Here is a 16455-nt window from a genome sequence, read left to right on the forward strand (position 1 = left end):
TCTTTCCCAATCAATAAGAAAGAAACCGAATTGACTTCAGGCTATTTTGTTTAGTTTTCAAGGTTCGAAATGTTCTTGTCATTTATTGTCGCCTCAAAACAGCGACTTTATAAATATAACAAAAATGAAATTCAATGTCAACAACTTTTGTTAATTTGTTTTTTCATTTTTGTTCGGTTGCCGTTTTTGTTGCGACAACGTTTAATAATTTATCATGGTTTTTAAATGCGTGCAACTGTTTTATTGAAGTAAATTTTTTCTGAAAACTATTTGCCATATAAACGCCCGTCATGTAGCGACCAACCACTCTCTTATCGCCACTAGTTTCAACCTTTAACAGCCAGTGTGCGACTAAGTGACAAAGCTCCAAAAAACCAGCCAACCTTTTTATCAACGGTTGGCTGGTTCATGCATAACGATCTCTTACCAAATTTTTATCTCTTCCCCTAACCTCTTTTCATTTACTTCTCCGGTCGATGTTAACGAATAATTGATCCACCCGACATAATGATTTTCATTTTGTTTTGCTTGCTGTTCTGTCCACCCCCCTGCCGTACTTAGCCATTGTCCTGTTTGATCACCTGGAGGCGTTCCTGGTTTTGGATGACTTGATCCATTGGAAGCAATGACTTGGCATCCACTGACATGCAGAAATTCGACTGGGAATTGACTGGATGCTACTCGACACCCTGTGAATATTACTTTGCAAGTTGAACAAAAGGTTATTTTTCCTTCCTGTACAAGCTGTGCAAAGTCGTTTATATACCTCGCATCTGTGTCATCGTATAAACTCTGTTGTGAATAGAATCCAGCAACATCCACACCGCCCAGCTTCACACCTCCGCGATTTCCACCGGGTATATATGGCCATGCATGTGAAAATATATATAATCGTTCAATACAGTTCTCTCCTCCATTCGAAGCATTGACCATATGGGTCAGCAGTTCTTTGCCCGATCCCCATTGCTTCGTATTCGGAGCGCCCACCGCTCTTGTTCCCCACGCTTTGAATGCTTCCTCATCTGTTCCTCTAGCCGCAAGTGCCAATGCAATCTTTGCCATCATGATCCTCCTTGAAGTTTTAATTGATATAGCTTATGCATGCACTTTTCGTTGTTGCACCTTCAAGAATATGACTTTTGAAGAGGCCAATGTTGGTTATATGAAGTTTATGACCACGCCACTTGTCTCAAACTTGTTTGCCTTGATGATCAACGACTAGATTCTTATCCGACTTTACAACCGACGGAATCGTACTTTGACTTAAAAAATAAAAAGCCACTCACCTAAAGGCAAGTGGCAATCATTTGTATTATTCAGAGCGTTTTCTCATTTGAGGGAATAGCAGTACATCGCGAATAGAAGGAGAATTCGTGAGTAACATTACAATTCGGTCGATCCCGATTCCTAGACCACCCGTTGGCGGCAGACCGTATTCCAATGACTCCAGAAAGTCTTCATCCATATAATGCGCCTCATCGTTTCCAGCTTCCCGTTCTTTCAACTGGGATTCAAAACGTTCACGCTGGTCGATCGGGTCATTCAACTCAGAGAATGCATTTGCGTGTTCACGACCTACAATGAATAGTTCAAATCGATCGGTAAACCGTTCATCTTCTGGATTCTTCTTCGCTAATGGTGAAATCTCAACTGGATGACCGTAAATGAATGTAGGCTGAATTAAGTGCTCTTCAACTTTTTGTTCAAAAAACTCGTTAACGATATGACCAAACGTCATATGTTTTTCAACTTCGACGCCATGTTCTTCAGCTAACTGACGAGCTTGCTCATCAGACATCTTTTCGAAAAAGTCTACGCCTGTATATTCTTTAATGGCATCGACAATATGCCATCTTTTCCAAGAAGGTGCTAAGTCAACTTCATAGTCTCCATATTGGATTTTCGTCGTTCCTAACACTTCTTGTGCGATATGAGCAATCAACTCTTCTGTAAGGTCCATAATATCGTTGTAGTCTGCATACGCTTCATACAATTCGATCATCGTAAATTCCGGGTTATGTCTCGTAGAAACCCCTTCATTTCTGAAGACGCGGCCGATTTCATAGACTTTCTCCAGCCCACCGACGATTAATCGTTTTAAATGAAGTTCTATCGCGATTCGCATATACAACGGAATATTCAACGCATTGTGGTGCGTCTCGAATGGTCTAGCAGAAGCTCCACCAGGGATCGAATGCATCATTGGTGTTTCAACTTCCAAAAATCCTTGGCCATCTAAGTAACGACGCATCGCTTGAATAATCTTACTTCGCAAAATGAATGTTTCTTTACTTTCATGATTTGTAATCAAATCTAAATACCGTTGACGGTAACGCTGTTCAACATCCTTCAGGCCATGAAACTTCTCAGGTAGTGGACGTAGCGATTTTGTCAGTAATTCAAACGTATTCGCTTTGACGGAGAGTTCACCTACGTTGGTCTTAAACATGACACCGGTAACCCCGACGATATCTCCTAAGTCAGCGGATTTGAAAAGTTCGTATGCTTCTTCCCCGACTTCATCTTTTCGTACATATAGCTGAATTTGTCCATCCAAGTCTTGGATATGGGCAAAGCCTGCTTTCCCTTTACCTCGCTTCGTCATAATTCTGCCCGCGATTGTAACTTCAGTTTCCTCTTCCTTCTCAGCCAGTTCCTCTTTTGTGAAATGATCAAAAGTTTCTTTTAACTGGTTGGTCAAGTGGGTACGTTCAAATTTATTTCCGAATCCACTGACTCCTTTTTCTTCTAACCCTCTAAGCTTCTCTAAACGGGTTTTCATTTGGTCATTCAATTCTTCAGACACTTGCTTCACCTCATATATGTTTAGTTGTATAACTTGATATGTTTTTGCAGTTTCTTCTGCAGGATCTATAAACTGTACGCAATCAAATCACAAGATTCCATCAAAAAACGATCTACTTATTAACGAAAACTGCCTACAGCAAGCAGTGAAGGCAGTTTCCCATTGGTGACATCCATTATAGGAAGTGGCTCGTTTGATCGAAACACTTCTTATGCTCGTATATCAAAATCATTAAAGGTCATTGCTTTCACATAAGTTGATTCGTTTACTTACTTTATCATTCCCTCTGATGCCTTTCAAGTACGAGACAGAACGCTATTGGATGCTCTGTTTTTAATTGGTTTCTCGCTTTCTTACATCTGCCAAGTCGTCTTGTGGAAGTTTACTGACGTATTCCCTTACTTGTTTGCCATCAATTTCGATGGACTCATCAATTTCAGCTAATGGTACTAATACAAAAGCTCGTTCTTTCATTCTTGGATGAGGAATCGTAAGTTGCTCTGATTGCAGCGTTTTATTTTCATAAACCAAAATGTCCAAGTCAATTGTTCGAGGTCCATTTTTGATCGTTCTTCTTCGTCCTAAGGATTGCTCGATGGATTGGCATGCAGTCAGCAATTCGCTGGGTGTATAATCAGTCTTGATTTCGACAACCATATTCAAAAAATAATCTTGATCGGTGTATCCAACAGGAGCAGTTTCATAAACAGCAGACTGGTGAATCATCTCAACAAATGCATCAGCTTCCAATTTTCCTAACGCTTCGCTTAAATAATGTTCTTTCGGCGGAATATTGGCCCCTAATGCGATAAATGCTCTATGCTTCATAATCGTCTCTCTTTCGTGTGACTTCGACGCCGACAGACTGATAATAACCTGGAATCGGAGGGCCTGGTTTATCGATATAAATCGTGATTGTCTCTAATAAAGAAAATGAGTCAAACATCGATTGAGCAATGGTCTCTGCAAGTGATTCCAACAGGTTGTATGCTTTTCCTTCCATTATTTCTTTCGTTACTTCATAAACCTGTCCATAATCAATACTGTCTTCCATACGGTCGGTTTGGCCAGCTTTACGGAAGTCGCCCATTAATTCTACATCGACGGTAAATCGCTGACCTAATTTGTTTTCTTCTGAAAAAAGGCCGTGATATCCGTAAAACATCATTTGATTCACCTTAATTTTATCCAAATGAAACGCCTCCTTTGCCAAGCATCGCATCCATCATTTTGGCAGCCCGATTGATTTCTTTCACATCATGCACGCGCACGATTTCCACGCCTTGTTGTATACCTGAGCAGACAGTTGCGATCGTGCCTTCCAATCGTTCCTCAACAGGCAAGTCCAACACTTTTCCAATCATCGACTTCCTTGAGGTACCGAGTAAAATTGGGTAACCCATCGTTTTCAATTCACCTAACCGGCGCATCACTAATAGATTCTGCTCAAGTGTTTTTCCAAAGCCTACCCCTGGATCAAGAATAATTTTTTCATCTGATACACCATTTTTCTTTGCGATTTCTATACTCTCTGACAAACTTTTTTTCATATCTTCAATAATGTCATCATAATCAGGATCGTCCTGATTGTGCATCAAAATGATTGGTGCATCGAAGGATTTGGCGACGGCAGTAATTTCTGGGTCGGCTTTCGCTCCCCAAACATCATTGATGATCGTAGCACCCGCTTGAAGGGCGTTCTCTGCTGTTTTCGCTTTAAACGTATCGATTGAGATCGGTGTGTCTATTGTTTTCACCAAACGCTCAATCACTGGAACGACGCGGGCACTTTCTTCTTCGTGAGAAACGGGCTCATGTCCAGGTCGTGTTGATTCTCCGCCAATATCAATGATTCCAGCACCGTCAGCAACTAGTCTTTGAGCTCGCTCGACGGCATCATCCAATCGATTAAACTTTCCACCGTCTGAAAAAGAGTCCGGTGTTACGTTTAAAATCCCCATAATGATTGTTTTCTTGGAAAAATCAAGTTGAAATTGATTGTTAATATTCATGATTTTCATATCCCAGCCCCCTCAAGCTTTAGGTCTCTTTTTCTGGCCAGTTAAGATGATTTTAAGGCAGCTAATTCTTCAACTGTTAAATAATAACGTTCATTACAGAAATGACAAGTAGCTTCAGCGCCGCCGTCTTCCTCGATCATCTCATCGATTTCTTCATCGCCTAATCCACGGATGGAGTTTTCTACACGCTCTTTTGAGCAGTGACACTGGAAACGAACATCGGATTGCTCATTGATTTTCCAGTCTTCTCCTTCAAAAAAGATACCTAAGATGTCTTCTGGACTTTTTCCTTCTTGAATCATTGTAGAAATTGCAGGAATTTCTCCGACGCGTTTTTCAAGTTTTGAGATGATTTCTTCAGAAGCGCCTGGCATCACTTGAATAATAAAACCTCCAGCAGCCAGAATGGAATAATCTGTGTCGACTAAAACACCTGCACCGACTGCAGACGGGATTTGCTCAGAATTGACAAAGTAATACGTGAAATCTTCGCTGACTTCTCCTGAGATAATTGGTACCTGCCCCGTAAAGTTATTTTTCAATCCTAAGTCTTTTACGACGCTTAAAGAACCATTCGTTCCTACGGCTCTTTTGACATCCAATTTGCCTTGTTCGTTGGACTCAAAATCTACATGTGGATTCATCACATAACCGCGGACTTCGCCATTCGCATTACTATCCGCAATGACTGCACCAATCGGTCCATCACCTTCTAGCTTGACGGTTAATTTGTCTTCATTTTTCAACATCCACCCCATCATGGCAGATATGGTTACGGTTCGACCCAGTGCAGCCGAAGCCGTTGGCCACGTATCTAACCTCGAACAATTTTCATTAACGGTGTCTGTCGAGCGGATGGCAAATGCCCGTACCGCTCCTTCGTATGCCGTTGCTCGAATCATATAATCCTTCATATATCATCAATCCTTTGTATTGTTTTGATAAATTTCATATAAACCTTTTAACGTTAACGAATCATCGACATAATCAATCGTTCTGGAGCCTTTTCCGATTAGTTTAGCCAATCCACCTGTTGCTATAACGGTTGGATCTGTCCCGGCTTCTTCTTTCATGCGACGCACAAGCTCATCCACTTGTCCGACGTAGCCATAAAATACACCTGACTGCATGGCTCCAACGGTTGATGTTCCGATTACTGAGTCGGGTCGGGCAATTTCAATTCTTGGCAGTTTTGCGGCCTTTGTATAAAGTGCTTCCGTCGAAATTTTTATTCCCGGGGAAATAAGCCCTCCGCTATACTCTTCCTTTTCATTGATATAACAAAAAGTCGTTGCTGTTCCGAAATCAACGATAATTAATGGAGCTCCGTATTCTTTAATTCCCCCGATTGCGTTTACAATCCGATCTGCCCCGACTTCCTGCGGTTGAGGATAATTCATTTTTAGGTCCGTTTTTACGGAATTCTCACCGACAACCAATGCTTTTGTTTTAAAATATTTTTCACTCATATGTTCCAGCGCAAACATAGCTGGTGGCACAACGGACGAAATAATTACGCCTTTAAAATCACTGAAATATAGTCCGTGGTGTCGCAATAATGCTTTTATATTCATCGCATATTCATCTTCTGTTTTGAAACGATCCGTTTTAATTCTCCATTGATAGATTAGCTTGTCATCTTCAAACGCGCCAAGTACAGTATTCGTATTTCCGACATCTAAAACAAAGATCATAAGTTCAACCCATTTCTATCTGGTTTTTCATCGTAAATCATATCACAATTGGCAACGTGATGTGTAATAAGAGTTCTCATTTTACAAATTTTCATACGTGTTGGTTTTTGTTATACGGCAGACTTTATATTCAAATGAAAAAGCGAAACACCAATCAATCGATTAGTGTTTCGCTGACATATAACCTCTTATTATTCTTTACGGTTTGGATCATCTTCTGGTTTTTTCGGCTCTTTGTCTTGATCTGTATCTTCCGAATCAACAACTGAAGAATCATTCTCTTGACGGTTAATGTTCACTTTCACATCTGAGCGTTCTTCACGGTTTTCCGTTTGCTCGGAGTCCGCATCAGATTCGTCTTCTTTATAATCAGACTTCGTATTGTCAACTTCACTTAATTGCTCTTCGACACTCTCTTCTTTTGGCTCAGGAAGTTTTCCGTGATAGAAGAGGCCATCGATTTGGTCTGCATCCAATGTTTCGACCTCAAGTAAGGTTTGAGCAATTAATTCAAGCTGTTCTTTATGCTTCGTGATAATTTCTTTAGCCCGTTCGTAACATGTGTTGATAATGTTTTGAATTTCTAAGTCAATTTCATAAGCAATTTTATCACTGTAATTCGGTTCGTTTTGTAGGTCGCGACCTAAGAATACTTGACCGCCACCAGAACTACCGAACTGTAGTGGACCTAGTTTTTCACTCATACCAAACTCAGTGACCATCCGTCTGGCAATACTTGTTGCACGTTGGAAGTCGTTATGAGCTCCTGTACTTGCTTCATTGAACATAACTTCCTCAGCAACACGTCCGCCAAGCAATCCAGTGATTTTATCCAATAACTCTGGTTTTGTTTGGAAATAACGGTCCTCTCTCGGAAGCATAACGGCATAACCGCCTGCCTGGCCACGAGGAACAATCGTTACTTTGTGTACCATGTCTGCATCGTTCAGCACAACGCCGATGACAGTATGGCCACTTTCGTGATAAGCGACGATGTTTTTCTCTTTTTTAGAGATTACACGGCTCTTCTTCGCTGGACCTGCAATCACACGGTCAATAGCTTCATCAACGTGTGACATATTAATCATCTTAGCATCTTCACGAGCTGCAACGAGTGCGGCTTCGTTTAGTAAGTTTTCTAAGTCAGCACCTGAGAAACCTGGTGTACGCATCGCAATCGTCTTCAAGCTAACGTCATTCGCAAGTGGTTTGTCCTTCGCATGAACACCAAGCACTTCTGTACGTCCTTTTACGTCTGGCGCATTGACAGGTATCTGTCTGTCAAAACGACCTGGACGAAGCAATGCTGGGTCAAGAATGTCCGGACGGTTCGTAGCTGCCATGATGATAATTCCTTCGTTCACACCGAAACCATCCATCTCAACAAGAAGTTGGTTCAATGTTTGTTCACGCTCATCATGTCCACCACCGACACCCGCGCCACGTTGACGACCGACAGCATCAATTTCGTCAATGAAGATGATACATGGTGCGTTCTTCTTCGCGTTTTCAAACAAGTCACGAACACGTGATGCACCAACACCGACAAACATCTCTACGAAATCGGAACCACTGATGGAGAAGAACGGAACGCCCGCTTCACCTGCAACAGCTTTCGCAAGAAGCGTTTTACCGGTACCAGGAGGTCCAACGAGTAGAACACCTTTCGGAATACGTGCACCGAGAGCAGAGAACTTCCGTGGATCTTTCAAGAATTCAACCACTTCTACAAGTTCCTGTTTCTCTTCATCAGCACCGGCAACATCGGTAAATCTTGTTTTCTTCTTATCTTCGGTATACATTTTCGCTTTACTCTTACCGAAGTTCATCATCTTACCGCCGCCGCCTTGCATTTGGCTAAGCAAGAAGAAGAATAGAATAAAGATGATGATGAAAGGAATCAACGTCGTTAGAACCCGAGCCCACGCACTTGGTTCTTCAGCTGGCTCAACAGTCAACTCACTTTGTTGATTCGCTTGCGTTACAATCGCATTAATGATCTCATCATTTGCTGGAATTTCAGCAATGAAACTTTGTGTACCTTCATCTCCCGTGTATTCACCACGGACTTCATAAGCAAAATTTGTATATTGCAAGGTCATTTCATTTACTTGACCTTCTTCTAACACTTCAGTGAATTGGTTATAATTCATTTGTTCTGTCTCTGATGCAGGGCTATTAAACATGCTGACAATCGCAATCAGAATCAAGAATATAACCAAATAAAATATGGTATTACGGAACACCCGACTCATTACTTACCTCCTCCTAAAGCACAAAACTAAACTCATACTATCACAATATTTTTCACTCACTCAACTATAAAGTCTTGACTTTTCCCAAATCATTTCAATTTAGCTTTATTATTACATGGACCACTACAAACAACCGCTTGTTCTACAAAGGATTCAACTCATTCTATGAATAAATTTCAGGTTTCAACACACCGATATAAGGAAGGTTCCGATATTTTTCTTGGAAATCCAGTCCATAACCGACTACAAATGCATCTGGCACTTCGAAACCGACTAAGTCAGCCGAAATATCTGCTTTACGACCACTTGGTTTATCCAACAAGGTTACAATGGTGATCGACTTGGCTCCTCGGTGCTTAAACAATTCAACCAAATAACCTAACGTCAAACCACTATCAATAATATCTTCAATAATTAGTAAATCGCGACCTTTGACTTGTGTGTTTAAGTCTTTCACGATTCGAACTTCTCCACTCGATTCCATGCCACCACCGTAGCTGGAAACATCCATAAAATCCATTTCCACATGTGTGTTCACATTTTTCAATAAATCACTCATAAAAGGCATGGCGCCTTTCAAAACGCCAATCGCTAATGGGAATTTTCCTTCAAACTGCTCAGTAATCGTTTGTCCCAGTTCCTTTGTTTGTTTCTGTATCTCTTCTTCTGTAAATAAAATTTCCTCGATCTCATTATGCATGGACGGTCCTCCTAATCTTCGTTGGTCCTTCAATTTTTCTCTTGGCGGTTCACGCGAATCACAACATAGGAAGTCGCATGATCACTAAGAACACCCAACTCGCTCCGGGCCAATAAAGGCAGCCAAAGGATTTCTCCATCTCCATTTACCACAATTGGCCACGTATCTCGGTCAACGGCTGGTACTTTTTTATCGATAAATATATCCTTCACTTTTTTCGTACCCGCTAATCCTAAAAGTCGAATTCGATCTCCGGGATTCCGAGTGCGGATGTGTAAAGGAAATTCGATAAGCCGGCGATCACAAACAAAAACATTTTCATTGAAAAGCTTGTTTGTGTTCGAGTGCACTTCCTCCACGGTCACTGTCCAACCGCCCGGTAAGTGTTGTGTCTCATTTAACTGGATGTTTTCGGAAAATGAAGAGGTGAACCCTGTTTTCTTCCGTATTTCACATTGTCCATAGCTCTTAATCCAGCTATAATCTTCTTGAAAAGAATATGTAGCATTCGGCTTTTCTGCTTGAAGCCATTCCAAAAAATCAAAAAAATAATCTTTTTTCCCTATTGGAACTTGAAGATAGTTTAATATTAGATGAAACCCTCTTCTTTGTAAAGGTAAAGGAAGTTCAAGGAAACCATCTATTGAAAAAGTCACTTTTTGTTCATAAAACTGAGTGAAGTGTCGCATTTTTTCTTCCATCACTTCATCCAAAATCAGGTCTTCATCACGTTGGATTTCCGCGATTCTTTGCACACCTTCAAGAAAATTCGGATTTTCGCTCTTAAAAAAAGGCAGTACATATTTTCGAAATCGATTACGTGTGTATGTATCCTCCTCATTGGAAGGATCCTGATGATAAGGAACTTCATTCTCCTCGGCGTACGAAATCAACGCCTGTTTACTGACACATAAAAAAGGACGGATCAGTTGGAAGCCTTCAAATTGCCCACTAGCAGGAATCCCCTTGGGCCGGACTCCTTTGCCAAGTTGCATTAATATCGTTTCCGCTTGATCATCTGCGTGATGTGCGGTAACCAGCTTGGCTTTTTTTTGACCGCGCAATTGTTTCTGGAAAAAATCGTATCTGAGCGTCCTTGCCGCTTCTTGCGTACCTATTTGATGATTTTTTTGATAAGCTTTCACATCTACCTTACCTTCGATAACAGGTAATCCTCGTTTAGCGGCTTCTTTTTTAACGAACTCCACATCTTTTTTTGAGTCTTCTCCGCGAAGCTGATGGTCAACTGTAATAACGTTAATATCCAGTGACCATGTTTCCTTAATTTGATAAAAAAATTCAAGCATGGCCATTGAATCTGGTCCGCCTGAAACCGCCAAATACAACGTATCTTTTTGCTTAAACAATTGATGCTTTTGATTAAACGTCAAAATGGTTTGTAAAAGCATTCGCCCGCACTCCGTTTTTCATCATATACATTCATTACAGTATATCACCACTATTCAACTAGATTCAACGAATGCTTTCGTTAAAACCAATAATAAAAACTGACCAATAATGAAAATTGCACGAACAAAAGCGAACCAATACCGACCACCTCTTTTTTCATCGACTGCTTGGCTGATTGGAGGTGTTGGGGAGTTGGTTGGCTGACTGATTTCTTCGTGACGGGAGTCGTCTTTCTTCTTCCTGTTTTTCTTCGTTGGTTCAGTTGTATGCGATCTAAATCTTTTTTCATTTGCATCGCTTGTTTATAGTCACCTTGTACGGCTTTCTTTAAAACTGGATGATACGCTTCAAGTGTGCGGCTTTGACCGATTAACTTCACTAACTCTCGTCGATTGGTAGCCACCCGTTTAAATGTAGGGTCCAGTTGGAGAATACAAATGGCGAGAGCAAATAAGTCATATGCAGGGTCGGCTTTTCGTTCGCCCTTTTGCCAGTAACCGCGATCATAGTAACTCGTATATTCACGTACAGACCTTCCTACCTGTGTAACGCCACCAAAATCAATCAGTCTTACTTGCTTCGTTTTCCGGTCAATCAGTAAATTTTCTAACTTCAAATCACCGAAAATATATCCGGCGAGATGAAGATGATGCAACTGGAAAAGAAGCTGTTTGACCACGATTGCAAGTTGCGACGCTTTACTTGGATGGTACCAATCTTTAATGCGTATGCCATCCACATATTCCATGACATAAAAAGAGTATTGTGTCTGACGTAGGTTAAAGTCATCAACATCGATTAAAAAAGGTCCAAGCTGTACGCCCTGGACCTTTTTCATGAGTCGAAGAATTTTTGCCTCGCGGGTGATGACAGAAGAATCCTTGCTGATTTTCAACGCATTCAGCCCTTGACTCCCTTTGACAAGATAAATGGATCCTCTTGCACCCTCACCAATTTGACGAATAACTTTATAGGTCTGCTTATGCCATTTGCCAACAATCTTCGTACCGTTAGCTAGATGAACGGTAGGATGAATCGATGATGTCATAATGTGGTTCCTCTCCAATCACGTCTTCGTCGAACATCTTCACCGCTTCCTTCAACGCTGCTCCAGTTGGAGTAATTCCCCCTGTAGCAAGTTTCGGAAATACTTTTGCGATTTCTGCTCCTTCGTTTGTCCACGAAAGAAGCCTTTTCGTAATTTGTCTACGCGTCGGAAAATGATAGATGGAGAAATAATAGCTTCCCATACGTGCTCTTAAACTAATGACTAAATCATTCAATGACTCCCGTACAGCAGACATTTTGTGCTGCATACTCGCACTTGTGTCAATCAAAATCAATACTTGCAAGTCGACCGTCTCACCTAAGTCCTCAACGATCTCGTGAACTTCTTCCTTGGTTTCCGGTGATAGTTCGTCCTCATTTACTTCTTTTCCGAAAATATCTTTTAGTTCCTTTGAAACGTAACCTTGTATCGTTTGTGTGATCGCCTGTTGGGTAACCATCTGGACGGTCTCCGATAAATCTTCTGCATAAACAATCCGGCTGACACCGTTTCCTGCCTCTGCAATTTCGTTCACTTCGGTCAATCCGGTCGGGTCTTCTGTCTGGTCATCTTCCAAAACACCAATGACGTTAACAGAGATTCCTTGCTTCGCTATCTGTTCACTAACACGAACCGGGTCTTCCCCTTGGTTTGAACAACCATCTGTAATTAATAGAATTTGTCGAATGGTTCCTTTACTCATCGCCGATCGCCTCCTCTATTTTTATCTCCATTCTTGACCTATTTCACAGCATTTATACGATGGAGAGTTAAAATGTTCTTGTTTCATTAAAGACCGACGAAAGCAGTAAAAGAAGCCCACTTCGGTTTGCTTTTATCTACCTTTGCAACCAAAACCGTCATATCGTCAACAATTTGCCCATAATTACTTCGCACCACTTCTTCCAACAACAAGTCTGCGATCTCTTGAGGATCCTTTGTTTCCATGTGTCTCAGTTTCCGTTTCAACCATGCTTCTCTGTTTTCTGCCCGATCGGTCGATTCCAAAATTCCATCACTGGCCATGACAAGAATATCGCCATCCTTTAGATCTTCCCTTACTGGTTCCACATCAAATTCTTCCAATATTCCAATTGGTAGATTTCCGGACTCCACCGGGTAAATTGAACTACCACGTAGGATATAACTGACGGTCGCTCCAATTTTCAAGAAATTGACGTAAGGTTGTTGCAGGTCAACGATCGCTAAATCCAATGTGGCATAGATCTCATCCGATGTTCGCAGCGAAAGGATTGAATTGATGGATTGAATGGCTACCTCTTCGCTAATGCCAGAATTTAATATTTGTTGTAATAACCGCAATGTTTCCGAACTCTCTTGGTAAGCTCGCTCTCCATTGCCCATTCCATCGCTGATCGCCAAGGCGTACCGGCTTTTACCTAATTCTTTAATCATGTAACTGTCCCCTGATAAAAAGTTTCCGTTTTTCGCAGCATGCGCGATTCCTGTAGTCAGTTGGAATTTACGAATGGAACTTAAATGGAACGTCCGGTAACCATTCCGACCTCCAAATGCTTCTTCTTTTTCAACTACGACGGTTTCTCCCAATAAGTCGGATAAATATGGGGCGATCAATTTCTCCGCTTCTCCGTGATAATCATGGAAATAAGCAGTCAATTCAATATCGATATTTCCTTTGTGAATCGAATATAGTTCAAGTCGCTCCAACAAAATATTCATTTGACCAAGCACACGGCGGATTTCCTCTTCGTGCCATGAATATTCTTCACGTTCTTTCATCATTTCTTTTGCGAAGTTGTTCATAACTTCCGAAACACCATTCAATTGTTCGGAAACAAATTTCCTGCTTTCCTTCACCTGTTGCTTTAATCGTTTATTGGCATGGTAGTAAGAAAGCTCGTAACGCATCTGGTCTGTCATCTGTTCTGGTTTTACACAAAATTTCCGTAGCTTACCAACGTTGAAATTCGTCCGCGATGTATCTTTTTCTTCGATAGATTGAATCATATCGCGCAACACAGGGTATGTACGATCGAAATGTTGTACCCAACATGAATGCTTTTTCAAGCATGACTGACACGTGTTTTCAGTGACCCTGCTTAAATATTCATCCACTTCCGCTTGATTCTCCAGTTGCTTCCCCTCTTGCTCAATCGATGCAAAGCTATGCGATAAGGCTTGAAACATTTCCGAAAAGCGCTCCACACGTTCTGCTGTCACATGGCGAATCTTTTCGGCGTACTGATCTTGACTCTCTTTTTCTTCATTGGTCCCCGGTACGAATCCAGCAATTTTTTTCAATAAACCTTGTGGTGTAAGCAAAAAGAGCCCTGTCGCTATAGATGCTTCGATTACGAGCTGTTCAAACTGAATCACTTCAATATTGTAAAAGCCGATTAAAAGAACTGCGAGAAATAATCCGAATGCCGAGATCAATCGATGCATATCCTTTAGTAAGCCGACCATCAATCCAGCAAGTGCCAACAAGCTGACGTGGTATAGATCCATCATGTTGACGAAGCTCAGCATCAATCCAACAATGACTCCAACTGCGGCGCCTACCGTGGCACCGGATATATAAGCTCCCATTAAAATAAAATAACTGGCGCCAATCACTTCCAATTGCAAGTCATAAAATTGAATTCCAGCCAGTCCCGTTAAAATGGCTGTCACAAAAATAACCAGGCAAACGAGTTCTTCAACTTTAAGCTTTTTCGTCGATACTTGGATCGTCAAAAAAGGATACGATTGAAGAAAAATCATGACTAAAAATGATGCGAGTAATGCTTCAATAAAAATAATCACGCCATTATACAATGTTAAAGAGTCCACAAGTGCAACAACAGATGTTCGAGCAATCACTGAACTTAAGAAAATAGCAAAGATCATTGGATAGATCATTTTTGTCATTTTGGACAACCAATGTTTATAACATAGAAATAGCAGCAATCCTGTACCTAATACATAAAATGTTTGTTCCAAGTTCACTGTCCAAGCGCCAAGGGCTAAAAAGAGATAAACCCTAAATGCAAGTGACTTCTTGGCGACAATGGTTGCACCTAAAAAAGCTATAGCAAACGGGGATACACTGGATAAAACAATAGCTCGTCCGAGTAAAAAGCCAATTAAGTAAAATAACCATCCTCGACTCAAGAAGCTACTGACCCATTGAGTTTTTAGTGAACGAAAAGCTTGAGATATCCTCCCGATTTTCGAATCAACTATTACTTCACCGATCTTCATTGAATCCATAACGTAATTCCCCCTCCTGTATTCACTATCTAATCACAGAGGGTGGGATGTTTTTTGTCATAAAAACAAAGGGACACCAAAAAATCATTCGACGAATCAAGGGGATTTTATCTAACGATTCTACAAGAACTGATGGAATTAATAAATTTCGGTTCGAATTTTTGTAGATAGGATATAGAAACTCGTCGATTGACGAAGTTTGAGTGGTGAATATCCGCAGAAATACGATTGACTTAGTATGCCGTGTGAAACAGTACGTTGGCCGAAAACCGTGGACAGAAGAAAAGTACTTCCCCGGTTGAGATTCCTTCTCGGATACGGAAGAGAACGAATTACGATCCCTTTCCCGGCTTGATAACCCCTCTCGAATACGGAAGAAAACGAATTACGATCCCTTCCCGGCTTGATAACCCCTCTCGAATACGGAAGAAAACGAATTACGATCCCTTCCCGGCTTGATAGCCACTCTCGAATACGGAAGAGGACGAATTGCGATTCCTTCCGTGTTTGAGAGCCCCTCTCGAATACGGAAGAGGACGAATTGCGATCTCTTCCGTGCTTGATAACCCCTCTCGTACACGGAAGAGAACGAATTGCGATCTCTTCCGTGCTTGATAACCCCTCTCGTACACGGAAGAGGACGAATTGCATTTCCTTCCGTGTTTGATGAACTCTTCTCGATGCTGTTCCATTGATTCGAATGATTAGAGGTACTAAAATCAACCAAGGCAAGCATCAACTAAAACTTCGAGTAAATAAAAAGTTTCCCTTCAGGCGAATTTACTTAGATAAATTTCGAGCGGTGAATAAGTAATTACTTGATTAGAAGGGATTTTCTAATAAAGTTAAATAAATAGAAAAGTTAAATTTCGATAAAGTTATTGACAGGTGCTGGATCGTGTTGTACCATAATTTTTGTGTCTAAGAGACATATTTCAATAAACGGCGGCGTAGCTCAGCTGGCGAGAGCGTACGGTTCATACCCGTGAGGTCGTGGGTTCGATCCCCTCCGCCGCTATAAAAAGGGATCGGTTTTCTGATCGTAAACCGGTCTCTTTTTCTTTACATAAGGCCCGTTGGTCAAGTGGTTAAGACACCGCCCTTTCACGGCGGTAACACGGGTTCGAATCCCGTACGGGTCATAATTTTATAAGTGCGTAAGAAGTAGGAGAGAAGTCTAAAAGCTTCTCTCCTACTTTTTTACAAGTAAAAAACCTGTTCATCCTAACGATGAACAGGTTGAACGATCATTTATTTAGTGACATTCTTTATATAATCATCATAGAC

The 16455-nt window shown here is 41.2% G+C and carries 13 protein-coding genes and 2 tRNA genes; 2 read left to right on the forward strand and 13 right to left on the reverse strand.

Annotated elements, in window-relative coordinates:
• Window positions 1-423: 423 nt before the first annotated feature.
• The 13 genes from FPQ10_RS09495 to spoIIE form a co-directional block, all read right to left on the reverse strand.
• Window positions 424-1062, reverse strand: coding sequence for a hypothetical protein (locus FPQ10_RS09495; RefSeq protein ID WP_144163280.1), 639 nt, complete (start codon window positions 1060-1062; stop codon window positions 424-426).
• Between the two features lie 250 nt (window positions 1063-1312).
• Entirely contained in the window at window positions 1313-2806 is a 1494-nt protein-coding gene (gene lysS / locus FPQ10_RS09500; protein ID WP_144163281.1) for a lysine--tRNA ligase, read from the reverse strand.
• A 333-nt stretch (window positions 2807-3139) separates the two neighbouring features.
• Window positions 3140-3634 carry a 2-amino-4-hydroxy-6-hydroxymethyldihydropteridine diphosphokinase gene (gene folK / locus FPQ10_RS09505; RefSeq protein WP_144163282.1) on the reverse strand — a complete coding sequence of 165 codons (495 nt, stop codon included), beginning with the start codon at window positions 3632-3634 and terminating at the stop codon, window positions 3140-3142.
• On the reverse strand, window positions 3624-3998 hold the full coding sequence (gene folB / locus FPQ10_RS09510) for a dihydroneopterin aldolase (protein WP_144163283.1): 375 nt from the start codon (window positions 3996-3998) through the stop codon (window positions 3624-3626). Before folB ends, folK begins: the two co-directional genes overlap by 11 nt.
• Window positions 3991-4827, reverse strand: coding sequence for a dihydropteroate synthase (gene folP, locus FPQ10_RS09515; RefSeq protein ID WP_370512034.1), 837 nt, complete (start codon window positions 4825-4827; stop codon window positions 3991-3993). The genes folB and folP overlap by 8 nt, the downstream gene beginning before the upstream one ends.
• 41 nt (window positions 4828-4868) lie before the next feature.
• Complete coding sequence (gene hslO / locus FPQ10_RS09520) at window positions 4869-5741, reverse strand: Hsp33 family molecular chaperone HslO (protein WP_144163284.1); 873 nt, start codon at window positions 5739-5741, stop codon at window positions 4869-4871.
• A 6-nt stretch (window positions 5742-5747) separates the two neighbouring features.
• Complete coding sequence (locus tag FPQ10_RS09525; RefSeq protein ID WP_144163285.1) at window positions 5748-6521, reverse strand: type III pantothenate kinase; 774 nt, start codon at window positions 6519-6521, stop codon at window positions 5748-5750.
• A 191-nt stretch (window positions 6522-6712) separates the two neighbouring features.
• Window positions 6713-8776, reverse strand: coding sequence for an ATP-dependent zinc metalloprotease FtsH (ftsH, locus tag FPQ10_RS09530; protein ID WP_144163286.1), 2064 nt, complete (start codon window positions 8774-8776; stop codon window positions 6713-6715).
• 163 nt (window positions 8777-8939) lie between these two features.
• Window positions 8940-9476 (reverse strand): hypoxanthine phosphoribosyltransferase, encoded by a 537-nt coding sequence (hpt, locus tag FPQ10_RS09535; protein WP_144163287.1) that lies wholly within the window; start codon window positions 9474-9476, stop codon window positions 8940-8942.
• Window positions 9477-9505: 29 nt separating this feature from the next.
• On the reverse strand, window positions 9506-10885 hold the full coding sequence (gene tilS / locus FPQ10_RS09540; protein WP_144163288.1) for a tRNA lysidine(34) synthetase TilS: 1380 nt from the start codon (window positions 10883-10885) through the stop codon (window positions 9506-9508).
• 80 nt (window positions 10886-10965) lie between these two features.
• A complete protein-coding gene (locus FPQ10_RS09545; protein ID WP_144163289.1) occupies window positions 10966-11934 on the reverse strand; it encodes a protein kinase domain-containing protein in 969 nt (322 codons plus the stop codon).
• Window positions 11897-12637 (reverse strand): vWA domain-containing protein, encoded by a 741-nt coding sequence (locus tag FPQ10_RS09550; protein ID WP_144163290.1) that lies wholly within the window; start codon window positions 12635-12637, stop codon window positions 11897-11899. The genes FPQ10_RS09545 and FPQ10_RS09550 overlap by 38 nt, the downstream gene beginning before the upstream one ends.
• A gap of 86 nt (window positions 12638-12723) precedes the next feature.
• On the reverse strand, window positions 12724-15168 hold the full coding sequence (gene spoIIE / locus FPQ10_RS09555) for a stage II sporulation protein E (protein WP_144163291.1): 2445 nt from the start codon (window positions 15166-15168) through the stop codon (window positions 12724-12726).
• Window positions 15169-16112: 944 nt separating this feature from the next.
• Here spoIIE and FPQ10_RS09560 point away from each other — a divergent pair.
• Both FPQ10_RS09560 and FPQ10_RS09565 read left to right on the forward strand, forming a co-directional pair.
• Window positions 16113-16186 (forward strand) — tRNA-Met (locus FPQ10_RS09560).
• Window positions 16187-16238: 52 nt separating this feature from the next.
• Window positions 16239-16310: transfer RNA gene (locus FPQ10_RS09565), tRNA-Glu, on the forward strand.
• Window positions 16311-16455: the final 145 nt, after the last annotated feature.

Origin of the sequence: Allobacillus sp. SKP2-8 (genome assembly GCF_007559355.1) — a bacterium.
In the GTDB taxonomy this organism is placed as follows: domain Bacteria; phylum Bacillota; class Bacilli; order Bacillales; family Alkalibacillaceae; genus Allobacillus; species Allobacillus halotolerans.

Coding starts and splice junctions, on each gene's coding strand:
- FPQ10_RS09495 (WP_144163280.1), bottom strand. CDS start 1,062: ATGGCAAAGATTGCATTGGCACTTGCGGCTAGAGGAACAGATGAGGAA.
- folK (WP_144163282.1), bottom strand. CDS start 3,634: ATGAAGCATAGAGCATTTATCGCATTAGGGGCCAATATTCCGCCGAAA.
- folP (WP_370512034.1), bottom strand. CDS start 4,827: ATGAAAATCATGAATATTAACAATCAATTTCAACTTGATTTTTCCAAG.
- hslO (WP_144163284.1), bottom strand. CDS start 5,741: ATGAAGGATTATATGATTCGAGCAACGGCATACGAAGGAGCGGTACGG.
- FPQ10_RS09525 (WP_144163285.1), bottom strand. CDS start 6,521: ATGATCTTTGTTTTAGATGTCGGAAATACGAATACTGTACTTGGCGCG.
- ftsH (WP_144163286.1), bottom strand. CDS start 8,776: ATGAGTCGGGTGTTCCGTAATACCATATTTTATTTGGTTATATTCTTG.
- hpt (WP_144163287.1), bottom strand. CDS start 9,476: ATGCATAATGAGATCGAGGAAATTTTATTTACAGAAGAAGAGATACAG.
- tilS (WP_144163288.1), bottom strand. CDS start 10,885: ATGCTTTTACAAACCATTTTGACGTTTAATCAAAAGCATCAATTGTTT.
- FPQ10_RS09545 (WP_144163289.1), bottom strand. CDS start 11,934: ATGACATCATCGATTCATCCTACCGTTCATCTAGCTAACGGTACGAAG.
- FPQ10_RS09550 (WP_144163290.1), bottom strand. CDS start 12,637: ATGAGTAAAGGAACCATTCGACAAATTCTATTAATTACAGATGGTTGT.
- spoIIE (WP_144163291.1), bottom strand. CDS start 15,168: ATGGATTCAATGAAGATCGGTGAAGTAATAGTTGATTCGAAAATCGGG.